Here is a 22,284-nt window from a genome sequence, read left to right as displayed (position 1 = left end):
AATGAACGCAGCACAACCCCGGCCGGCAACCGCCGCCGGGGCAAACGTCCGCGAGTCCACTGGCCAGCTCAGGGTTTCCATCGGCCAGTGCACCAGCGAGGGGCGCAAGCCCCTCAACCAGGACTTTCACGGCGCAGTGGTGCCCGGGCAGCCGCAGCTTTCGCTGAAAGGTGTGGCCCTGGCCATGGCCGACGGCATCAGCAGCAGCGACGTCAGCCACGTCGCCAGCGAGACCGCAGTCAAGAGTTTCCTCGAGGACTACTACAGCACCTCCGATGCCTGGTCGGTGCGCACCGCCGCCACCCGGGTGATCGCGGCCACCAATGCCTGGCTCGACGCGCAGACCCGGCAGAGCCACTACCGCTTCGAGCGGGACAAAGGCTATGTCTGCACGTTCAGTGCGCTGGTATTGCGTGGCGATACGGCGCACCTGTTCCACCTGGGCGATACCCGCGTCTACCGCCTGCAGGGCGAGGCGCTGGAACAGCTGACCAACGACCACCGCCTTTGGGTCTCCGCCGAGGAGAGCTATCTCAGCCGGGCGCTGGGCGTTGACGCCCATATGGAACCGGACTACCAAAATTTCCCGCTGCGCGAGGGGCAGCTCTTTATCCTCGCCACCGATGGCGTGTACGAACATGTGCGCGCGGAATTCATCATCGAACAATTGCGCGAGTCCGCCGGCGACCTGGATGCGGCGGCCCGGACTATCGTCGATGCGGCCATTGCCAACGGCAGCGGCGACAACCTGTCGATCCAGATTGTGCGCGTGGAGGAATTACCCGGCCGGGAAACTCTGGCACTGCTGCAGCAGGCGGACACGCTGCCGCTGCCGCCGACACTGCGCCCCGGCGACGAGTTGGACGGCTACCGCATACTGCGCGAAATCCACGCCTCCAATCGCAGTCACGCCTATCTGGCCGAGGACACACAGACAAATACCCGCGTGCTGCTCAAAACCCCGGCCACCGATGTGAGCGGCGATCCCGCTTACCTGGAACGCTTCCTGATGGAAGAGTGGATAGCCCGGCGGGTCAGCAGCGTGCACCTGCTCAGGGCGGCGCCCGCGGACAGGGAGCGCCGTTATTTCTACACCGCCACCGAATACATCGAGGGCCAGACTCTCGCCCAGTGGCTGCGCGACAACCCAAAACCGGACCTGGAAAGCGTGCGCGGCATCGTCGAGCAAATCGCCCGCGGCCTGCAGGCCATGCACCGCATGGAAATGCTGCACCAGGACCTGAAGCCCGACAACATAATGATCGACCGCGGCGGCACGGTGAAAATCATCGACTACGGTGCCACGCGGATCGGCGGCCTGGGCGAACTGGCCGGCGCCAGCGGGGGCGACCAGTTGCAGGGCACCGCCCTCTACGCCGCGCCCGAATACTTTATCGGCGAGACTCCCTCGGCCCACTCGGATTTGTTTTCCCTCGGGGTGCTCACCTACCACATGCTGTCCGGGCGCTTTCCCTACGGCCCCGACGTCCCCCGCGCGCGCAGCCGCGCCGCCCAGCGGCGGCTCTCTTATCGCAGTGTGCTGGACGAAGACAGCGAGATCCCCGCCTGGGTGGATGCCACCTTAAAAAAGGCCGTGCACCCGGACCCGCTGAAACGCTACCAACATCTGTCGGAGTTTCTCTACGACCTCCGCCACCCGAACAAGGCCTTCCTCGCCAACAGTCGACCGCCGCTGATAGAGCGCAACCCGGTGGCTTTCTGGCGGGGCCTGGCACTGTTGCAGTTCCTCGCCATCCTGGCGCTCCTCTATCAACTTCAATAATTCCTTCCAAGGAGAAGAGCATGATCAACAGCCGCGAAGACGTAACCCGGATGATCCAGTCCGCCAAAATCCGCAAGGGCATCACCTGGACCCAGGTGGCCGACGCCGTCGGCCTGTCGAAGGAATGGACCACCGCCGCCTGCCTGGGCCAGATGACCTTCGACGAGCAGCAGGCCAAAATCGTGGGTGAGATTTTCGACCTGCCGGAAGAGGCCCTGGCCTGGCTCCAGGCAGTCCCCTACAAAGGCTCACTGCCCACGGCGGTTCCCACCGATCCGCTGATCTACCGCTGGTACGAGGTGGTAAATGTCTACGGCAGCACCATCAAGGAACTGATCCACGAAGAGTTCGGCGATGGGATTATGAGTGCTATCGACTTTTCAATGGATATCGAGCGGGAGGAGGACCCGAAGGGGGACAGGGTGAAGGTGGTGTTGTCTGGGAAGTTTTTGCCTTATAAGGCGTATTGAAAGCCCTAGCAGGCCCTTTATCGTAGGGTGCGCCCTGCGCACCCTTTTCGACCCGGTGCAGGCTCCAACATCTTTTGGTGCGCACGGCGCACCCTACGATCGCATATCCTGTTTTGGGTATTCAGGTACAATTGAAAAATGCACAATAGCCTGATAAAGATCAATCTTATCGCACGCCTGGGATTGGCGTTTGTCTTTTTCTACCACGGCCTGATGCCGAAGATACTCTGGTTAAGTCCAATCGAGAAGGAGCTGGTCGATCTTCACAACTTGGGTATTCCCGCCGCGATACTTTCCCCGCTTGCAGGGCTTTCGGAAATCCTTCTGGCCCTGGCAATTGTCTTCTACAGAAAGTCACTTCTTCCAGTCTACGCCGGGGCGGCGCTTTTGGTTGTGCTGTTGCTGGATGTGGCGCTGGTAAAACCGGGGCTTTTAATCGAGGCCTTCAATCCGGTATCGATAAATATCGTTACCCTGGTGCTGTGTTATCTGGTTGTGATCACTCACCGGGAAATTGAATTTGGTGGGAAAGGGGACAGTGGCCATCAGGGGTTAAGCTAAGCAGAGCTTTTTGTTCGCCTGTACGCAGGCTCCTATAGGGTAAAAGCCCCCGGGAGGCCACTGTCACCTATAAGGCACCTCTAGAAATCGTCATTCCCGCGACTCGTCAGAGCAGCGAAGCTCACGCGGGAATCCAACCGCGGTTACTGGACCCCCGCCTTCGCGGGGGTGACGAGAAACGAATTTTTAGAAGCGCCCTATAGGTGATCGACAGTTACTGCACAGCCTTTTTCGCCCCGGCTTTCGGCTTCAGCTCCGCCAGCATCATCTTCATCTGCTGGTACTCGTCCTCGTTGGTCAGTTCCAGCAGTAGCGGCTGGGCCACTTGGGCGAAGTACTCGGCATCTTTCTGCTCGTACAGTTCCATCGCCAGCCACTGGGAAATTTCCACTTGGCGCGGAGCGCGCAGGTAGGCCTGCTCAAGCATTTGGGTGTATTTCTCCCGCGGGTAGTCGAGCATTTCCATGGCCATGGCCAGGCCGTACCAGTGGGAGGCGTTGTCCGATTCGTTGTTGACCAGGAACTTGAATTTGTCACGCGCCTTTTCCAGCCGCTGGCGATCGCGCGCCGGACCGGGTTTGAACATCTCGCGGTTGACGCCCAGCCAGGCGTCGGCGCTCTGGTACCAGAATTTGTTGCGCTCGGACACGGGAATCGTAGCCAGCAGGCGCTCGGCGCGGTCGAAATTCCCCAGCCTGATTTCCGCCTCCGCCTGCACCGCGGTCAGTTCCGGGCTGGCTATGTTCTTGGCGCGGGCATATTGCACCAGCGAGTACAGCTCTCCCAGGTTGTAGCCGGAGAGCACCAGGAAGCGGCCCACTTCCGCCATTGCGCGCTGCGGCAGGAGGCGGTGTACCCTCGGGTTGACCTCGCGGAAGTCCGTCGGCACCACGCCGCTGGCCAGGTCGAACTTGCCTTCCTGGAACAACCTTTTGTACTCGCGGTCTATCTCCGCCAGCGTCATCCCGAGCGCGCGTTCCAGCGACTCCACCGGATCGGCACCATTGTTGTAGGCCTTCACATACTCCTTGAATTCCTCGGCTTTGCCACTCTCCATGATCACCCAGTGGGCCAGCATCCAACCGCTGGCGTAAACGCGGCTTTTCTCCTCGTCCGGAATATTCTGCACGGTAGCGCGCAGCAGCTGCTCCAGAGGGAGCGGCTCAGTGTAGAGCAGGGTCATGGCCCGCTCTTCCGGGATTCCACCAATCTCATAGTGGCCCTTGGCGGGGAAGTCCATGGTGGACATGAACTCGGCGAAGCCCTCGCTGTACCAGTAGGGGTAATGAATGGTGGTGCGGTTGTAGCTGAGGAAGTGGGTGTACTCGTGGAACAGGAACTCCCGCGCCGCCAGCTGGCGCTCGCCGCTGCGGCCGTCCAGGTTCACCAGGGCGTAGCTGCCCTGGGCGGTTGTGTCGTACAAGCCGTTGGTGAGTTCCCCCAGCTCCGCGCCCACCAGGCTGCCGTAGGTCTGGCGATCGGCGGCGGCGTAAATGGTGAGCTTTTGCCCCGCTTTACTTCCAGGCATCAGTGTCAGAGCCACGGCGCGGTAGCGCTCGAGGTCCGAGGCGAGGATTTTCACAGCCTCAGGGTCACCGTTGGTGATGATGCGGAAGTTGGCGCTGTCGACCTGATACCAGGTCTCTTCCCCCAGTTCCAGGTTTCGCTGGGCGCCGCAGGCGAAAAGGGCAAAACTGAAAAAAATTACCAGGAATGCGAGTGCACGGGAAAACATATTTCTGACCACCGGGTTACTTCTTGTGGACCCTCCGTGGCAAAAAGTGGAAGCACACAGTAACCGTTTTTATTGATCAAAAAAAGAACAATTTTAGACCAAAACCCAGTATCCATCGGGTTTTCTGGGACTGAAAGGTCCGTGCAAGTCAGCTTTTACCGCGACTTCTTAAGGTTCCTCCAAACGCCAATGACCGGGAACTGCTTCTCAGTTTTCATTCACGAGGGCATCGAGCGGCAGTTCCAGACCTTATAGTTGGCAGGTGACCAATGAATACCGGCCGGTCACAAATAAACATAATAATTGCGATGAGAGAAACCCATGAAAATTTCCCCGCTCCTGGCGCTGCTCGGCGGCGCCCTGCTGGCGGCGCAGAGCCTTGCCGCCCCCACCTTTATTCACGACCTGGACATCACCACCTTCGATGGCACCGAGCTGGACGCCAACCTGTTCGTGCCTGAGGGCCCAGCACCCGCCGGCGGCTATCCCACGGTGCTGTTCACCAACAGCTGGGCGCTGGAGAAGCACCAATACCTGCTGCAAGCCGCCGAGTTGGCCGATAACGGCTACCTGGTGATGAGCTATTCCACCCGCGGCTTCGGCCAGTCCGGCGGCCTGGTGGATGTGGCGGGCAGCGACAGTATTGCCGACGTGGGCGTGCTGATCGACTGGCTGGAGGACCGCTACCCGGTGGGCAAGCTGGGCCTGGCCGGCATCTCCTACGGCGCCGGCGTCTCGCTGCTGGCCGCGGCGGCACACCCACGGGTGGATGCGGTGGCCGCGCTGTCCGGCTGGTCCGACGTGGTGGAGGGGCTCTACCCCAACGAGACCGTCAACCTGGTGTGGGGCACGCTGCTCACCGCCTCGGCACTGAACCTGGACGCTCAGGTGGATCGCGTCTGGAGCGACCTGCGCAGCGGGCAGAATATCGACGGCGTACTGGAATTCGCCGCGCCCCGCTCGGCACTCAGCTTTGTGGACCAGTTGAATACCAACGGCACCGCTGTGCTGATGTCGAACAACTTCGCCGACTACCTGTTCAAGCCCAATAGCATGATCGACCTCTACACCCTGCTGGAGGGCCCGAAAAAACTGCTGCTCAATCCCGGCACCCACGCGATTACGGAAACCCTGGGCGGCAATGACGGCCACATCTGGGCCACCGGCTTCCGCTGGTTCGACCATCACCTGAAGGGCGTCGACAACGGCATCCACCGCGAGCCCAAAGTGGACATGACGGTGCGCATCAGCAATCGTCTGGAGCAGTTCGAGGATTTCCCGGTAACCCGGAATCGCAGCACCTGGTACCTGCACCCGCGGCTGACCTATTTCAACAGCGGCGGCCTGAAGAGCAGCGGCTACTCCGGCTGGAACTGGGACAACCGCTTCCACGGCGGCGCCGACACTCTGGCCGGCACCGGCATCCCGTTGATCTCCGACGCGCTGGAGGGCTTCGGCATTCCGGTGTACACCAGCATGCTGGGCATCAACGGCTATCACGCCATCGAGTACCACTCGCCGCTGCAGTGGAGCACCCTGAAAATCCGCGGCACCCCGCAGCTGGATCTGTGGATAGTGCCCAGCAAGCCGGAGGTACAACTGCAGCTGCACCTCTACGACACCGACCTGCTGGGCCTGGGCCGCCTGATCACCCACGCGCCGGTCACCCTGCACAATGCGGCGGTGGGGCAGGCGCAGAAAATCAGCGTGGATTTCTTTACCACCAGCTACGACGTGCCGGCGGGGCACCTGGTGACCCTGGCGATCGACACCGAGGGGGCGATTTACCAGAAGCCGGAAGACACCGACTACCGGATCGAGGTGCCCTATCGCAGTAATCGCCAGTCCAAACTGACGATTCCGCATCTGTAATCGCGGATCTCGTCATACCGGCGTAGGCCGGTATCCAGTCCCGTGGCACCTGGATTCCGGCCTGCGCCGGAATGACGAGAATACGTTGTAGGGACGGACCGCCGAGCCCCAGCTCGGCTTGCGGGCCGCAGGCCCGCTATCGCGGCCATGGGCCGCTCCTACAGACAATATCCAGGCCCCCCAGGCAATCCCCAAATGAATCGGTACAATGGCCGTTTTTGCCAGGCACCGATCCGCTATGAAAACACTGATTCTGCGCTACCTGCTGGCCCTCCCCCTCCTGGTGCTGGCCGGCTGCAGCCCCGCTGAAAACTCCACCGCAACTGCCGATAGCGAGGCCCCGGCGGGCAAGCTTCCGGAGGGCGTGCGCCCCCAGGCTTACCGCCTGGACCTGCTGCTGGACCCGCGCCGGGACGACTTCTCCGGCACCGTGGAGATCGATATCCAACTGGACAAAGCCGCGGAGCAAATCTGGCTGCACGGCAAAAACCTTCGGGTAAGCGAGGCCACCGCAATCCTGCCGGAGCGGGAAATCCCCGCGGAATACAAAGAGGTGCTGGACAGCGGCGTGGCCGCGGTGAAATTCACCGAGGCGCTGCCCGCGGGCAAATTCACCCTGCGTCTGAAATACAGCGCGCCCTTTGATCGCAACCTGGCGGGCCTGTTCAAGGTGGAGGAGCAGGGAAGCGCTTATGCGCTGGCCAAATCCGAATCCATCCAGGCGCGCAAGTACCTGCCCGGATTCGATGAGCCCGGGCTGAAAGCCACCTTCGATATCAGCCTGACCGTGCCCGCCGGTTACGCGGCCATCGGCAACGGCCCGGAGGTCGCGCGGGAAGCGGCCGGCGAGGGCCTGGAGAAGGTGACCTTCGCCACCACCCGGCCCATGTCCACCTACCTGCTGTCCCTGGCGGTGGGGCCTTTCGATATCGTCGAGCGCCCGGCGATCCCCGCCAACGAATTCCGCTCCGAGCCCATTCCCCTGCGCGGCTTTGCGCGCAAGGGCCGCGGCGGGGATATGAATTACATTCTCGACGTCACCCCGCGCCTGGTGGAGATTTTCGAGCGGGAACTGCGCCGCCCCTATCCCTTCGACAAGCTCGATATCATCGCCGCGCCCCAGTGGCCCAGCGGCGCAACCGAGCTTTCCGCAGCCATCACCTACCGCGAGCAGCGCATCCTGGTGAGCGACAAGCCGGCCCCCGGCGCGCGCCTGTCACTGTTGGGCGTGCACGCACACGAAATCGCCCATATGTGGTTCGGCAACCTGGTCACCCCGCCCTGGTGGGACGACCTGTGGCTGAAAGAGGGCTTCGCCACCTGGGGCACGCCGCTGGCGCTGACCCTGTTCGAACCGGAAGGCGGCCACGACCTGAACGCGGCCACCCGGGCGATCAGCGCCATGCAACTGGACTCCCTGGCCAGCACCCGCGCGATTCGCGAGCCGATCAGCGACAACAACAATATCCGCAACGCCTACGATGCCATCACCTATTCCAAGAGCCTGGGTGTAATCCATATGGTGGACCGCTACTTCGGCGCGGAGCATTTCCGCCCGGCGCTGGGCCGCTATATCGAGGCCTTCGCCGAGGGTGAGGCGGATTCGCCGGATTTTTACCAGGTGATCGGCGAGGAGACCAAGACCCCGGAACTGACCGAAACCTTCCGCAGCTTCGTGGAGCAGAAGGGCGTGCCGCAACTGGCCTTCACGCTGGACTGCGACGCCGGCAAAACCCAGCTGCAAATCCGCCAGAGCCGATACAAACCACTCGGCTCGCCCATTGAAGACGCGGGTCAGAAATGGAGCATTCCGCTGTGCCTGCGCACGGACTCCGGCTCGGAACAGTGCCTGATACTTTCCGAGCCGCAGCAGACCCTGGCCCTGGAAGGCGAACAGTGCCCGCAGTGGATACTGCCCAATGCCCAGGGCAGCGGCTACTACCGCTGGACCCTGGACGAGCCCCAGTGGCAGGCGCTGCTGGCGCAGTTCGCCGGCTTCGGCCCTACCGAGCAACTGTCCATTATCGACAGCGCCTTCGCCGCCTTCGAGGCGGGCGGGCTGCCGGAATCCACCCTGCTGCAACTGGTGCGGCAGTCCGCCGCCGCGGACAAGCGCCAGGTGGTCACCGCCCCCCTGCGCTACCTGGAGAAATACCGCCGCAACTACCTGGGCGGCGAAATCCAGCCTGCATTCCTACAGTTTGCGCAGGACCTGTATCAGCCCCTGCTGCAACAAACCGCCGGCAGCGGCGACAGTGAAAAACAGCTGCTGCACAGCGAACTGCTGGAATTTATGGCGCTCACCGCCGGGGAACCGGCCGCACGCAAACAGCTGGCGGAAAGGGCGATGGCCTTTACCGGCTTCAAACAGGAAAGGGATGAAAAGGCGCTGGACTCCGACCTCTATGAAGCCGCGCTCACCGTCGCCGTGCAGGATTCCGGCGATGATTTTCTGCAGCACCTGATCGCGGTGCGCGGCGAACTGGACGACCCGCTGTTCGAGAACGCCAGCGCCAACGCCATCGGCCGCAGCGACAACGCCGGGCAACTGGAGCGGATTCACCAGCTGGCGCTCAGCGAGCAGCTGGGCGCTCGCGAGGCCTTCGGCCTGATCGCCAACGCTCTCGCCGAACCGGCGTTACAGCAACAGCACTGGCAGTGGCTGCGACAGAATTTCCCCCAGGTGGTCGACAAGATTCCGGAACAGTGGCGCCGCCATACCCCGGCTTTCGCCCGCGCCTTCTGCGACGCGGACCAGCTCGGCGAAGTGCAGCAGCTGTTTGCGGAGCAGGGCAAACTGGCGCCCGGCTATCAGCGCAGCCTGGCGCAGACGGAGGAGCAGATTCAGTTGTGTATGGCGCTGCGGGAGAGGGGGCTTGGTTTGGGTGGGGTCTTGCAGTCCCTAGCGATGTAGAAACTCTGCTAACTCACGCCATCCCTGGCGCTCGCCCTTCGGGCGCCTTCGGCGTTCAAATCGGCTATCCTGCCGATTTGTCGCGGCCATGGGCGGATGGCCGCCCCGCCGCTCCTACAAGGTGTTATTTCACATTTTGTAGGAGCGGCCCATGGCCGCGATCCCAAGTCTGCTTGATGGCTAAACCTTCTCCGTTTTCTCCACACCCTTATGGTGCTTACGCAAACGAAGGGCCAGCCAGATCAGCAGCAGCCCGAAGGCAAAGGCGTAGGCCCCGATCAGCCACACCAACGCCAGCGCCCCGGCACCGGGAGCGGCCAATACCGCCACGCCAAAAATCACCGACAGAAAGCCGATAAAAATCAGCAGCCACTCGTTGTCGATTTCCTTGCGCAGGCGCACCGCGCCGACGATTTCGAATACCCCGCGCACCAGCGCCCAGGCGCCGATAAACAGAACCAGTACCAGTGCGGTGACCTGGGGATAGAGGAAGATGAGCACACCGATGGCGACACTGACCAGCCCGCCGACAATCAGCCACCACAGCGGCGTGGACCTGTGCCGCCCGCGAACCGCCGCCACCAGCGCCAGCACCCCGTCGACCAGCACATAGATACCGAAGAGCACCACCAGGGTGAGCAGGGTGAGCCCCGGCCAGGCGAAGGCCAGTAGGCCGAAGATCACCGCGGCGATACCGCGCAGGAGCAACAGCCACCAGTTTTCAGTGAGAACCCGCAGTATCGGGCGGGTGGCGAAGATGGAAGTTTCGTCGGTAGGCATAGGGCGCTCCCAATCAGCTACTACTTTCGGTAAGTGTAGCTGGCGCCCTACATCACGCTAGTGAGCCTTGCAATTTACTGTAGGAGCGGCCCATGGCCGCGATCGAACCAGTCGACTCTGCAAGACTGCAATCGCGGCCAGGGGCCGCTCCCACCAGTGTAGTCTGTGAATCTCAGGCCAGCGACCCGATCACCCCACGCAGCTTCTCCACGATCGTATCGATTTCGTGCGTCTCGATAATCAGCGGCGGCGACATGCAGATGGCATCGCCGATACCGCGCGCCATCACCCCGGCCTCCCAGGCCATTGCGGAGGCCTTGCCGCCCACCTTGCCCTTGAGATTTTCCGGCGCGCGCAGCTCCACGGCGCCCACCAGCCCGTAGTTGCGCACATCGATCACATTGTCCATGTCCGCCAGGCTGTGCAGGGCGTTTTCCCAGTGTTTGCCGATATCGCCACCGGCGCGGGTGAGCAGACCCTCGCGCTCGTAGATATCCAGCGTGGCCATGCCCGCGGCGCAGGCCACCGGGTGCGCGGAATAGGTATAGCCGTGGAAGAATTCCACCGTGCCCTCGGGGGCTGCGTCCATCACCGTGTTGTAGATTCCGTCCTTCACGAACACCGCGCCCAGGGGCACTGTCGCGTTGGTGATGCCCTTGGCGGAGGTGATCATATCCGGGATAACGTCGAACTCGATGGACGCGAAGGCGGAACCCATGCGGCCCCAGCCAGTGATCACTTCGTCGAAAATCAGCAGCAGGTCGTGCTTGTCGCAGATTTCGCGCAACCGCTTGAGATAGCCCTTGGGCGGCAGTATCACACCGCCGGCGCCGGCGAAGGGCTCCACCATCACCGCGGCGATGCGTTCGGCACCGTGGAAATTCACCAGGTGCTCCAGCTCGTCCGCCAGCTCCACGCCGTGTTCCGGCAGTCCGCGACTGAAGGCGTTGCGCTCGATATCCAGGGTGTGGGGCAGGTGCGCCACCTGCAGCGGCTGGCCGAAAGCCTGGAAATTCGGCGGCAGGCCGCCCACGGAAATACCGCCGAAATTCACCCCGTGATAACCCTTCTCGCGGCCGATCAGCATTTTGCGCTCGCCCTTGCCCCGTGCGCGCTGGTATTGCAGGGCGATTTTCAGCGCGGTCTCCACCGCCTCGGAACCGGAGTTGCCGAAGAAGACTTTATTCAGGCCGTCGGGCGTGTGCTTGATCAGGCGCTCGGCGTATTGGAAGCCCAGTTCGTGGCCGAAATTGAAAATGGAGCTGTAATCCAGGGTCTGCGCCTGGCGGTGAATCGCATCGGCGATCTCCGCGCGGCAGTGACCGGCGTTGCTGCACCAGAGGCCGGCGGTGGCATCGATAATCTGCCGGCCGGTGTCCGTGGTCAGGTAGATCCCCTCGGCGCGCTCAACGATGCGCGGCGCGGCCTTGTAGGTGCGGTTTGGGGTAAAAGGCATCCAGAAGGCATCTGTGTTCAGTTCGGACATGGTTTTGCTCCGCGGTTTCCCTGTGTATTCGTAAAAGTTTCTGGCTCAATCGGGCGAACACCAGATTCGCCTCTATAAATTTAATTTCTCCATCGTCACCCCGGACTTGATCCGGGGTCCAGCTCAGCAGCTCTGGCCGAAGCACAGTGGCTTCTGGATACCGGCCTGCGCCGGTATGACGACAATGTGTTTCAGCGAGACTTAAACACCAAAACAGCAGTACTTGGTTTCATAAAACTCCGCCATTCCCTCGACGCCGCCCTCGCGGCCGATGCCGGATTCCTTGCTGCCGCCGAAGGGCGCCACGGTGGTGGAAAACACACCGGCGTTGCAGGCCACCATACCGTAGTCCAGCGCTTCCACCACGCGGTTGGCGCGGCGGATATTCTCGCTCATCACATAGGCAGCGAGACCGTAGGGGGTGTCGTTGGCACGGCGGATCACCTCCGCCTCGTCGCTGAATTTCTGCACCGGCGCCAGCGGCCCGAAAATCTCTTCCTGCGCGATTCGCATTTCGTCGCGCACACCGGTAATCAGTGTAGGCGCAAAGTAGTTTTCGCCGTGCGACAGGAAATCGCCGCCCAGCTCCACTGTCGCGCCGGCGGCGACCGCGTCCCGCACCAGATCGTTGACCCGCTCCGCCGCGCGGCGGTGGATCAGCGGGCCGACGGTAACGCCCTCGTCGCAGCCGTGGCCGACTTTCAATTCAGTGATTGCCGCGCGCAGCTTTTCCACGAATACGTCGTGCACTGCCTCGTGCACATAGATACGGTTGGTGGACACGCAGGTCTGGCCGGCGTTGCGCATTTTGGTCGCCACGCAGGCGCTCACCGCGGTGTCCAGGTCCGCGTCGTCGAACACGATAAAGGGCGCGTTGCCGCCCAGTTCCATGGACATCTTCTTCACGCCGCTGGCGCACTGGGCCATTAGCAGCTTGCCCACCGCGGTGGAACCGGTAAAGGTGAACTTGGCCACCCGCGCATCCTGGGTCAAGACCTTGCCTATCCCAGGGGCGTCGGAACCCACCACCATATTGATGGTGCCGGCGGGCAGGCCCGCCTGTTCCGCCAGGGCACAGAGCGCCAGCGCGGACAGCGGCGTCTCCACCGCCGGCTTGATCACCACAGTGCAGCCGGCGGCCAGCGCCGGTGCCGCCTTGCGGGTGATCATCGCGTTGGGGAAGTTCCACGGGGTGATGCAGGTGACCACGCCTACCGGCTGGCGGATGGTGGACAGGCGCATGGCCGGGTTGTGGGTGGGGATGATCTGGCCGTAGGCGCGGCGGCATTCCTCCGCGTACCACTCGATATAGGAGGCGCCGTAGGCAATCTCGCCCTTCGCCTCCACCAGCGGCTTGCCCTGCTCCAGGGTGAGAATACGAGCCAGGTCGTCGGCGTTCTCCAGGATCAGTTGGTGCCAGCGCTTCAGCACCGCGGCGCGCTCGGCGGCGGTTTTGCTTTTCCAGGCCGGGAAGGCCGCGCTGGCCGCGGCCACCGCAGCCTTTGCATCCGCGGCACTGCCATCGGCCACCCGGGCCAGCAGCTCGCCATTGGCAGGATCCCACACCTCGATGGTGGACGCCCCGTCGCGCCACTCGCCACCGATATAGTTCTGAAGCCTCAACAAGTCCCGATTGGCCAGTTGCACCGCAAATCTCCTTGCAATTATGGGTCTAAACAGCTGTTGCGGCGATTCTGGCCTCCGTCGACGACGGTGAATAGTAGTATCTCTCCAACTAAAATTTACCTCTATCAAACTTTCCCCTAACCTTGGGCGAATCCCTTTGTAGGAGCGGCGGGGCGGCCATCCGCCCATGGCCGCGACCCCGGGACCGCGGAGCTCCAGCTCCGCCAGCGGCCACAGGCCCGCCTTTACGGCCACCGGCCAACCCAAATCAACGGGCTCCGAACTCCATGAGCAAACCAAAATCCGCCCTAACCGGCCGCCTGACCGACATGGACCTCCGCCTCCTGCGCGTCTTCCGCGAAGTGGTCCGCGCCGGCGGCCTGGCCCCGGCGGAAGTGGCCCTGAATATCAGCCGCTCCACCATCAGCGTGCACCTCTCCGACCTGGAGGTCCGCCTGGGCATGCAACTGTGCCTCCGTTCCCGCGGCCGCGCCGACTTCAAGCTCACTCAAGAAGGCGAGGCACTCTTCCAGGCCATCAACGAACTGGACGGCCACCTGGATAACTTCAAGAGCCAGGTCAACGCCATTCAGTCCCAGCTTACCGGCAGCCTGCGCATCGTACTGCCGGACGACGTACTGGAAATCCCCCAACTGGACCTCCCCGCCACCATCGCCCGCATCCGCGACCAGGCGCCGCAATTGCAACTGGACCTCCAACTCGCAGCCCCCCAGGAACTGGAACTGGAAATCCTCGCCGGCCGCGCCGACGTAGGCATCAACCCCCTCCACTCCCACCGCCCCGGCCTCGACTACCAGCCCCTGTTCCACCACCAGTCCCTGCTCTATTGCGGCGGCCAGCACCCACTGGCAGGGGCGAAGGGCGTAAGTGAAGAACTACTAACCCAACAGGAACTCGCCGCCCCCAGCCACGCGGTCCTCTCCGGAGCGGCACACCTGTACCGATTATTCCCCCACAAATCCACCGCCAACCATATGGCCTCGCGGCTGGCGATGATATTGTCTGGAAAGTTTGTGGGCTTTCTGCCGGAGTATCTGGCGGAGCGGTATGTGCAAACGGGCGAGTTGGTGGCGTTGCACCCGGAGCGGTTCCGATATCAGATTCAGAATGCGGCGACGTTTAAGCGGAGTGCGGCGGAGCATCCGGCTGTGCGATTGTTTTTAAAGGCCATAGTGATCAGAGAATAAATCAGGACAACCTAATCCGACCTTAGGAAAAGATTAAACGGAATCAGGTCTTGGAGATAGATATGGAATTTGAATTGCCAAAATTAACTGAAAAAGAAGTTTCCATTGGCCTCAACGGGATTATCACTTACTCAAACTCTCAATCAAAAGATGAACAATTAGGGAGCCTCTGATTAACTCGCCATTTTTCGAGGAAGAGATTTGACGCTTCAAAAATTGATCGCTTTGCGATCAAACTCCCGAAATTTTCACGCACTCCCCTCCATTTCTCTTGCCTAAAACCCGCTATCCGCGGATTTCAGGCGCACTGCCCCTAGGCAGGCAGGTATTTCTTTCCAATTAACAGGTTGGTGAAGCCTGCCAGCAGGCACAGGCGTTCGGTATTCTTCGCCAGTCCCCGGTAGCGCACCTTGTCGTAACCAAACACGCGCTTTATATAGCGGAAGGGATGCTCCACTTTCGCCCGGATCTGAGCCTTGATCTTTTCTACTTGCCGAGCGGCATCTTGCCCGGGAAGCGTTTTCTGCTTACTGGGCTTCATCGCTATATTCCATTCCACTTCCCGGCCTTTGAACTCTTCCCGACTCCCCACACCAGTGTAGCCCGCATCACCCCAAACCCTCTTTTCGTCTCCATGGAGAACCCGCTCAGTCGCGGTGATGTCATGTGCATTGGCGGCGGTCGTGTCCACACTGTGAATGATCCCCAGTACCTCATCGACACCAATATGCATCTTCATGCCAAAATGCCACTGGTTGCCTTTCTTGGTCTGGTGCATCTCTGGATCACGGGCCTTCTCTCGATTCTTGGTGGAACTCGGCGCGGAGATAATGGTGGCATCCACGATACTGCCTTCTCTCAGCAACATACCGTGATCATTGAGGTGGCCTTTGATCTCCTCAAACAGTTGGCGACCGAGCTGGTGCTCTTCAAGCAGGTGGCGAAAGTTGAGGATTGTGGTTTCATCGGGAATCCGGTCTGTCAGTGTCAAGCCAGCAAAATGGCGCATGGATTCAATCTCATAGAGCGAGTCCTCCATCGCCGGATCACTGAGGTTGTAGAACAGCTGCATGCAATGGATTCGAAGCATGATCCGCAGTCGGTACGGTTGGCGACCGCGCCCGGCCTTCGGATAGGAGGGTTCGATCTTCGCTTCCAGGCGTTCCCACGGAACCAAGGATTCCATCTGTTCGAGGAATTTCTCGCGGCGGGTCTTGCGGCGCTTGTTGCGGTATTCGGCTTCGGCAAAGCTGACTTGATGCATGGTTTGTGCTACTTTCGTTGGCTCAATGCTATTTTACCCGATCTCGATGGAACTTATTCAGAGGTTCCTTAGGATATTCCATATCTATAGATGGAGAACTCTTATTCGGATTCGAAGAAGGTGACTGGCAGGAGAGCTGGTATGTGATTGGACGCGATACATTATGTGGAGATCCTATCTTTGTAGACCTCAATGATAGAGACATTCCCGTTTTCACCGCCATGCATGGCATGGGCGAATGGCAGGAAACATGCATTTCAGACACTTATGAGGGATTCCTGAAATCCCTGTCAAAACTGGAGGATGAATCTGACAGAAACCTGTCAGACAATGATATGATGATCGTGCTAAAAGAAATAAAAAACTATATCGGAGATGCTCATCTGGAATTTTGGGAAAGCATAATAAGGATAAAAATCTAGATAGACTTCCTTATATGAAAGTGAAAAATCAAATGAAAGAATTGAGCTTTCTGGCTTTGTCGGGAAGTCTGCGCAGAGAATCCTACAACACCGCAGCCCTTCAAGCACTGCAGGTACTGGCACCGCAACAGATAGAAGTTAAATTGGGAAGTATAGATGGACTTCCCTTATACAACCCGGACCTGGAGGACGAGAACATAGCAGCAGTAAACGAGCTGAAGTCCAATCTCAGGAAATCCGATGGTTTGATCATCGCCAGCCCGGAATACGCGCACGGAATCAGTGGCCCTCTGAAGAATGCACTTGACTGGCTTGTGAGCGGGTCGGAATTTCCGTTCAAACCGATTATGCTTATAAATACATCGCCGCGGGCACACCACGCCCTGGCTGCTTTGAGAGAAGTTCTCTCAACCATGTCTGGCATCCTAGTGGATAGGTCATTTGTATCCATTCCACTTTTGGGCAGTGACCTGGATACGAAGGGAATCCTTGCAGAACCGAACATATCTGAAGCCCTGTACAAGGGATTGAATGCATTCTCCTCGGAAATCTGGTCACAAAAATTTAACTGTTGCATGAATGGCACTTAATTATGGATAGAAAAACAAAAATTTTGAATTTTAAGTTTTCAACCAATGCCGAGCGGCAGCTTTTTTTCAAAAAAATGTCGGACTTGTACGGCTGGTCAGAAACCTTTTGCGAAAGGGCACTGATCGAATATAAGCGCTTTATCTGTCTGGCTGCCACTTCCGGTAAACGGGTGGTGCCCTCCAGAATCGTCGATAACGTCTGGCATATGCACCTCACCTTCACCAAATCCTACTGGCACGACTTGTGCCGGGACACAATCGGCAAGGATATTCACCACAATCCATCCCAGGCAGATGCTGAATCCAAGTCCCGCGATCTCAGCGGTTATTTGAACACGCTGGACCTCTACCGCACCACCTTCGGCGCGGAGCCCGCCCATGACTTCTGGCCTGAGCCGGGCGTGTACGCGCAGAAAACCAGAAACAGGAAACTCTGGCTCCCGGTGATCGGCGCCACCACGCTGCTCGCGGCCTGTTCGACCCTCTCCGATTTCGACGGGCCGGCGATCTTCTCGTTCTTCGTCGCCCTAATCGTTCTGTTTGTGTTCATCAGCGGCATGCGCTCCAGTACAGGCAAGCGGAAGGGAAGAGCCAAAAAGCGGCGGGGCGGTTCCGGCGCCGCGAGCGGAGGCGGATACGGGGACTACAGTGATTGCAGCAGTTGTAGCAGCTGTAGCAGTTGCGGAGGCGGTGGGGACTGACGAAAGCGGGCGCGGCTGCCGCGATGAGACCGACTCAAACACCGGGGCCGGAGAGCCCATAGCCAATATCGGATGCGATATTGACCAGCGCATCTTCCAGGGCCGGGTCCGCCAGCATTCGGTGGAAGCTCGGTTTGGCGGGCGCGCAGTTCTCGGCGCGTTCGAAAAACGCCACTGCGGGACTGTTGGCGTACATGCTCGATGGATAGAGGATACCGTCGAGCCGGGAATAGGCTTGGTAGAACTGCTGCGCCCAGCGCCGCGCCCTCGCCCGCGGGCCGCTGTTGATTGCCATGGAACAGCCCGCACGGGTAGGCCAGGGGCCAGTGAGGTCCAGCAGTTCCAGCTCTCGCGTTAGAGCAAAGGCGGAAAGGCAGGGGCGCTTATTGGTTCTGTCTATAAAGCGGGTATTCTGGAATATCTCGGCGAGGCAGGTGGGAACAGCGCCGGCACCGATTGCGCCGTAGAGAATCTTGCGGTTCTGCGCTTGAGGAAGCCCTTTCACATCAGGGAGCTGGTGGTCGAAGCGGCTGCTCGTCGGCCCGAAATCGCGCCACTGACGCCAGCTACAGGGGTGCTCCCCACCGAGAAAATGCACCCGCCACACGAGCTCACCCGCCGGCAGGTGCCGAAGGGCCGGAGAAATTGCCTCCAGGCGGTCGGCGCCGGGGGGCTCGGGAAATTTCGGCATCAGGCATCCTCGGCCAGCTTCAACACCGGCTCCAGGCTGCCGCCGCTAATCAGCCAGTCCCGCACGGACATGGGATTGCCATCCGCGTCCTGCAAGTCCGCGTTGGGCATACCGAAAAAGCGAAATACCCGCAACGGGTGCGCCTCCGCGCCCAGGGTGCGCAGTATCGGTGCCAGATGCGGCAGTGACTGGCCACCCTCGAACTGAAAGCGCGGCAGAAGCCTCTCCCCCAGATGCTGGATCGCAAACAGGCTGCCCTCAAGCAACCGCTGCCGCACCCGGCTCTGGGAAACACCGAGGTAATCCGCCGCCTGTTGCTGGCTCAGGGCGTCCGCGCAAATGACACCGTATTCGGCGCTCATGCGCAAAACCAGCCGTCGCCTGGCCGCGGGATCTGCCACCACCCTGGCGCCGTGGCGGCTCAGCAGCTCTACCTCATCAGCGGACAACTCCGCCAACTGGGCAGACTGGTCCCAGTGCTGGGCGTGGATGAACTCAGCGGCGCACTCCAGCAGATCTTCCGGGTTTATCCCCGCATCTCGCAGGGGAGCTGTGTTTGAAGCCATGCCTAACAACCTCTCTCCGGGATAGGGCTTGTTAGATATTAGGGTGCTGTGGCAGCATCGTCAATCTGAATCGCCGCGGATGGCATACCGACCATTTTCGGGATGAAGAAGGGCCCCTGCCCCAAAGCAGTCCTATATGTTTGTAAAATACGGGCACTTGCGCTAAAAAGTCCCGCTCACTCTACCTCCCACCATAAGGCCCCTACCGATGCGCTATTTAACCGCATTACTGGCCCTGTTGGTGTCCATAAGCGGCTATGCCGCGGATACCCAGCGCCCGCAATTTACCCTTACCGCCATCCCCGACCAGAACGAAGCCGAGCTGGTGCGGCGCTTTGCGCAGGTTGCCGACTACCTCTCCGAACAACTGGAAGTGGACGTTGAGTACATTCCGGTCAAGAGCTACCCCGCGGCCATCACCGCATTCAGGAACAATCAGGTTCAGCTGGCCTGGTTTGGCGGGCTGTCCGGAGTTCAGGCGCGCAGGGCCGTTCCGGGTTCCGAGGCCATTGCCCAGGGTTATGAGGACCAGTTCTTCAAGAGCTATTTTATCGCCCACAAGAGCACCGGTATCGAAGCCGGCGACGAGCTGCCGCAGGCCATTGCCGGCAGGACCTTTACCTTTGGTTCCAAGGGCTCCACGTCCGGGCGGCTGATGCCGGAGTTCTATATCCGGGAGGCCTTTGGCGAGGCGCCAGAAGAGGTGTTCTCCCGTGTGGGCTTCAGTGGCGATCACAGTCGCACTATTGCCCTGGTGCAGTCGGGGGCCTTTGAAGTAGGTGCGGTGAATTACGCCGTCTGGGAGAAGGCCGTAGCCAATGGCGATGTGGACGCGGATCAGGTATCGGTTATCTGGACCACGCCGGAATACGCCGATTACCAGTGGACGGTGCGCGGTGATATCGACGAGCAGTTCGGGGCTGGCTTCAAAGAAAAGTTGACCCGGGCACTGCTGGCCATTGACGACAAGGCGATTCTGGACAGCTTCCCCAGATCCAGATTCGTTTCGGCGGACAACGATGTCTATCGGGCCATAGAACAAACCGCCCAGGCGATCGGCCTGCTCGATAATTTTTGATGGGCGTTCTGCTCGAGCTGAAAGACTGCCGGCTGACTTATCCGAGTAACGCCAGGAACGAAGCGGATAAACTGGCCCTGGCTGTAGATCACCTGACTATCCGGGAAGGGGATCGTATCGCGTTGCTCGGAAAAAGCGGAGCAGGGAAGAGCACTCTGCTGCGCCATATCCGTCACCAGTTGGCCGATCGGGCCAGCTGGTGCCCCCAAGACGCGTCCCTGGTGCCGCAGCTCAAGGTCTTCCACAATATCTATTCCGGCGCGCTGGATCGCCATTCGGGTTTTGTGAACCTGACAAACCTGCTGCTGCCGTCCTTCCATTTCAAGGCTAATATCACCGCTCTGGCGGAACCGCTCGGCATTTCCGAATTGCTCTGGACCAAGGCCGATGAACTCTCCGGCGGCCAGCAGCAGCGGGTCGCCATCGCCCGCGCGCTCTATCAACAAAAGCCCATCCTGCTGGCCGACGAGCCGGTATCGGCGCTGGACAAGCTACAAGGCAGGGAAATCCTCGAACTTCTGGTGAGCCGCCACGACACGTCGGTAATCGCCATGCATAACGCGCAGCTGGCTTTGACGGTGTGCAACCGGGTGATCGGACTGAAGGATCAGAAGCTATTCCTCGACTGCCCTGTCGATCAGCTCAGTGCCGACTCCATCGGGCAGCTGTATCAGTGATGCACTTTCTCCAGCAAAGACGCAGCCTGAGAAGACTCACCTTTTATTTTGCGGCGATCGCGATCGTCTGCCTGGCATTTGCGGATATCGACATCAGCACCCGGAGCCCGGGCCACGAGTTGTGGCTGATGGCGAAGGGGCTGGTAACGCCCCGGATTGAAGATTGGCATCAGTGGCTGGATGCCGTCATCTACACCCTGACCTTCTCGCTGCAGGGCGTGATCCTGGCCGCCGGCCTCGGTTTTGTTTTTTCCATTTTCTACCATCTGGCCTGGGTGCGGGTGCTCGCCGCCTGCCTGCGCTCGGTGCACGAGGTTTTCTGGGCGCTGATATTTATACAAATCTTTGGCATTTCCACCCTTGCGGGGGTGCTCGCTATTCTGCTGCCCTTTGGCGGGACTATAGCGAAGGTCTATGGCGAGCAGCTGGAGGAGAGTGACCCGTCTCCCGCCAGGGCGGTGCGGCCGGGCGGGGGCACGAGTATCAGCCACTTCTTCTACACCAGGCTGCCCCTGGCGTTCCACGCCATGCGCAATTACACCGCCTATCGCATGGAATGCGCCATTCGCTCGTCCGTGGTGCTGGGTTTTATCGGCCTACCCACCCTGGGATTCCACCTGGAAACAGCGCTGCGCACCGGCGACTACTCCTCGGCAAGCGCCCTGTTGCTGACCCTGCTGGCACTGGTCTACTCATTGAGATTCTGGTTCAAGGCCAAATGGCTCTGGATTCTGGTGCCGGCAGCCTTTATCGCCAGGCCGCTATCCGCGCAGTGGAGCGCCGCCAACCTGGGCCAGTTTCTATGGGACTGTGTGCCGGCACCGATCCGGCAGGACTGGCCCCTGGAGAAAACCCTGCGTTGGCTGCTGTGGCTCGGTGAACAGATCGCCTCCGGCGTCTGGAATACCGCCCTATTGGCGCAGATCGTACTGGTGTTGACCGGTATTTTCGCCCTGCTGGGGTCCACCCTGAACTCTTCGCATTTTGTCGCCGGTATGGCGAGAAGGACCGGCGACGGGTTCCTGCTGATCCTGAGATCTTTGCCCGAATACCTGTTGAACTTTATCGGCCTGATTGTACTGGGGCCATCCATGCTGCCGGCGATTATCGCGATGACGCTGCACAACGGCGCCATTATCGGGCACCTGCTGGGCGGACACAGCGACGAAATCGAGCCCGCCGTTATCCCTTCCGGCCCGCTCAGCCGTTTCGCCTACTATTATGTTCCCACCCTGTACCAGCGCTTCCTGGCCTATTGTTTTTACCGCTGGGAGATTATTATCCGGGAGACCGCCATGCTTGGAATACTGGGGATTCCGACACTGGGTTTTTATATCGACTCGGCATTTGAGTTTCTGCGTTTTGATGTCGCTTTGATATTGATTGCCGTCAGCGCCGGATTGACGCTTTCGGCGGACTATATATCGAGAAAGCTCAGGCACCAGTTCCTGAAGACCGAGCTGCGGCCGGCGCATGGATCACAGATACAAATGGCGCCATTAACATTCAGGAATCCATGAAAAATATATTTTCATCACTGCCCGAAGACCTCAGCGCGGAAGTTTTCGAGGATATCGTCAGCAGTGAAAACGTAAGAATCGAGCGCATCGTCTCGAAAGGTCACACTTCCCCCGAAAGCGGCTGGTACGATCAGGAGGAGAGCGAGTGGGTTATAGTCCTGCAGGGCGCGGCGAGGCTGTTGTTTGACGATGGACGAGAAGAGAGCCTCGACACTGGCGACTTTATTAATATCCCTGTCCATATCAAGCACAGGGTCAGCTGGACGGACCCGGATAGAACCACCATTTGGCTGGCGGTATTTTATAAAAAATCGCCCAAGCAAGCGTAGGTGAACCAGAT

General features: G+C 60.2%; 20 protein-coding genes. 13 read left to right on the top strand and 7 right to left on the bottom strand.

Features of this window, described 5'->3' with window-relative positions:
- Window position 1: 1 nt before the first annotated feature.
- From PP263_RS18280 to PP263_RS18270, 3 genes are all read left to right on the top strand, one after another.
- A complete protein-coding gene (locus PP263_RS18280) occupies window positions 2-1,783 on the top strand; it encodes a bifunctional protein-serine/threonine kinase/phosphatase (protein ID WP_308365325.1) in 1,782 nt (593 codons plus the stop codon).
- 20 nt (window positions 1,784-1,803) lie between these two features.
- Window positions 1,804-2,253 carry a cyanase gene (gene cynS, locus PP263_RS18275; protein WP_308365324.1) on the top strand — a complete coding sequence of 150 codons (450 nt, stop codon included), beginning with the start codon at window positions 1,804-1,806 and terminating at the stop codon, window positions 2,251-2,253.
- 138 nt (window positions 2,254-2,391) lie between these two features.
- A complete protein-coding gene (locus PP263_RS18270) occupies window positions 2,392-2,814 on the top strand; it encodes a DoxX-like family protein (RefSeq protein ID WP_308365323.1) in 423 nt (140 codons plus the stop codon).
- Between the two features lie 214 nt (window positions 2,815-3,028).
- Here PP263_RS18270 and PP263_RS18265 read toward each other — a convergent pair whose 3' ends face one another.
- Window positions 3,029-4,561, bottom strand: coding sequence for a hypothetical protein (locus PP263_RS18265; RefSeq protein WP_308365322.1), 1,533 nt, complete (start codon window positions 4,559-4,561; stop codon window positions 3,029-3,031).
- 309 nt (window positions 4,562-4,870) lie between these two features.
- Here PP263_RS18265 and PP263_RS18260 point away from each other — a divergent pair, with 309 nt between their 5' ends.
- Window positions 4,871-6,421, top strand: coding sequence for an alpha/beta fold hydrolase (locus PP263_RS18260; RefSeq protein ID WP_308365320.1), 1,551 nt, complete (start codon window positions 4,871-4,873; stop codon window positions 6,419-6,421).
- A gap of 238 nt (window positions 6,422-6,659) precedes the next feature.
- Window positions 6,660-9,335, top strand: coding sequence for a M1 family metallopeptidase (locus PP263_RS18255; RefSeq protein WP_308365318.1), 2,676 nt, complete (start codon window positions 6,660-6,662; stop codon window positions 9,333-9,335).
- Window positions 9,336-9,515: 180 nt separating this feature from the next.
- Here the strand turns inward: PP263_RS18255 and PP263_RS18250 are convergent, their stop codons facing one another.
- The 3 genes from PP263_RS18250 to PP263_RS18240 form a co-directional block, all read right to left on the bottom strand.
- Window positions 9,516-10,115, bottom strand: coding sequence for an HdeD family acid-resistance protein (locus PP263_RS18250; RefSeq protein WP_308365315.1), 600 nt, complete (start codon window positions 10,113-10,115; stop codon window positions 9,516-9,518).
- Between the two features lie 172 nt (window positions 10,116-10,287).
- The gene (locus PP263_RS18245; protein ID WP_308365313.1) at window positions 10,288-11,601 is read right to left on the bottom strand and encodes an aminotransferase class III-fold pyridoxal phosphate-dependent enzyme; all 1,314 of its coding nucleotides are present in this window, start codon (window positions 11,599-11,601) and stop codon (window positions 10,288-10,290) included.
- Between the two features lie 201 nt (window positions 11,602-11,802).
- The gene (locus PP263_RS18240) at window positions 11,803-13,248 is read right to left on the bottom strand and encodes an NAD-dependent succinate-semialdehyde dehydrogenase (protein ID WP_308365311.1); all 1,446 of its coding nucleotides are present in this window, start codon (window positions 13,246-13,248) and stop codon (window positions 11,803-11,805) included.
- Window positions 13,249-13,514: 266 nt separating this feature from the next.
- Here PP263_RS18240 and PP263_RS18235 point away from each other — a divergent pair, with 266 nt between their 5' ends.
- On the top strand, window positions 13,515-14,435 hold the full coding sequence (locus PP263_RS18235; protein WP_308365309.1) for a LysR family transcriptional regulator: 921 nt from the start codon (window positions 13,515-13,517) through the stop codon (window positions 14,433-14,435).
- 313 nt (window positions 14,436-14,748) lie between these two features.
- On the opposite strand, the gene PP263_RS18230 is transcribed toward PP263_RS18235, so the two are convergent.
- Window positions 14,749-15,699 carry an IS5 family transposase gene (locus tag PP263_RS18230; protein WP_308365307.1) on the bottom strand — a complete coding sequence of 317 codons (951 nt, stop codon included), beginning with the start codon at window positions 15,697-15,699 and terminating at the stop codon, window positions 14,749-14,751.
- 143 nt (window positions 15,700-15,842) lie between these two features.
- Here PP263_RS18230 and PP263_RS18225 point away from each other — a divergent pair, with 143 nt between their 5' ends.
- From PP263_RS18225 to PP263_RS18215, 3 genes are read left to right on the top strand one after another with little or no spacing between them, the layout of a single operon-like run.
- Window positions 15,843-16,121 (top strand): hypothetical protein, encoded by a 279-nt coding sequence (locus PP263_RS18225; protein WP_308365306.1) that lies wholly within the window; start codon window positions 15,843-15,845, stop codon window positions 16,119-16,121.
- 14 nt (window positions 16,122-16,135) lie between these two features.
- Complete coding sequence (locus PP263_RS18220) at window positions 16,136-16,711, top strand: NADPH-dependent FMN reductase (RefSeq protein WP_308365304.1); 576 nt, start codon at window positions 16,136-16,138, stop codon at window positions 16,709-16,711.
- Window positions 16,693-17,412, top strand: a complete 720-nt coding sequence (locus PP263_RS18215; RefSeq protein ID WP_308365302.1) for a glycine-rich domain-containing protein-like — start codon at window positions 16,693-16,695, stop codon at window positions 17,410-17,412. The genes PP263_RS18220 and PP263_RS18215 overlap by 19 nt, the downstream gene beginning before the upstream one ends.
- Before the next feature lie 34 nt (window positions 17,413-17,446).
- On the opposite strand, the gene PP263_RS18210 is transcribed toward PP263_RS18215, so the two are convergent.
- Both PP263_RS18210 and PP263_RS18205 read right to left on the bottom strand, forming a co-directional pair.
- The gene (locus PP263_RS18210; protein WP_308365301.1) at window positions 17,447-18,103 is read right to left on the bottom strand and encodes an RES family NAD+ phosphorylase; all 657 of its coding nucleotides are present in this window, start codon (window positions 18,101-18,103) and stop codon (window positions 17,447-17,449) included.
- The gene (locus PP263_RS18205; protein WP_308365300.1) at window positions 18,103-18,669 is read right to left on the bottom strand and encodes a hypothetical protein; all 567 of its coding nucleotides are present in this window, start codon (window positions 18,667-18,669) and stop codon (window positions 18,103-18,105) included. The genes PP263_RS18210 and PP263_RS18205 overlap by 1 nt, the downstream gene beginning before the upstream one ends.
- A 208-nt stretch (window positions 18,670-18,877) precedes the next feature.
- Between PP263_RS18205 and PP263_RS18200 the strand changes: the two genes are divergently transcribed.
- From PP263_RS18200 to PP263_RS18185, 4 genes are read left to right on the top strand one after another with little or no spacing between them, the layout of a single operon-like run.
- Window positions 18,878-19,747: a putative selenate ABC transporter substrate-binding protein gene (locus PP263_RS18200; protein ID WP_308365299.1), complete on the top strand. Its 870-nt coding sequence runs from the start codon at window positions 18,878-18,880 to the stop codon at window positions 19,745-19,747.
- Window positions 19,747-20,424 carry an ATP-binding cassette domain-containing protein gene (locus tag PP263_RS18195; protein ID WP_308365298.1) on the top strand — a complete coding sequence of 226 codons (678 nt, stop codon included), beginning with the start codon at window positions 19,747-19,749 and terminating at the stop codon, window positions 20,422-20,424. The genes PP263_RS18200 and PP263_RS18195 overlap by 1 nt, the downstream gene beginning before the upstream one ends.
- Window positions 20,424-21,944, top strand: a complete 1,521-nt coding sequence (locus tag PP263_RS18190; RefSeq protein ID WP_308368632.1) for an ABC transporter permease — start codon at window positions 20,424-20,426, stop codon at window positions 21,942-21,944. Before PP263_RS18195 ends, PP263_RS18190 begins: the two co-directional genes overlap by 1 nt.
- On the top strand, window positions 21,941-22,273 hold the full coding sequence (locus PP263_RS18185) for a cupin domain-containing protein (RefSeq protein WP_308365297.1): 333 nt from the start codon (window positions 21,941-21,943) through the stop codon (window positions 22,271-22,273). Before PP263_RS18190 ends, PP263_RS18185 begins: the two co-directional genes overlap by 4 nt.
- The last annotated feature ends 11 nt before the right edge of the window (window positions 22,274-22,284 follow it).

The sequence above is a fragment of the Microbulbifer sp. TB1203 genome (genome assembly GCF_030997045.1).
Classification (GTDB): domain Bacteria; phylum Pseudomonadota; class Gammaproteobacteria; order Pseudomonadales; family Cellvibrionaceae; genus Microbulbifer.
Note: the sequence above shows the minus strand (reverse complement) of the source record. Positions and strands in the feature narration are given on the sequence as shown.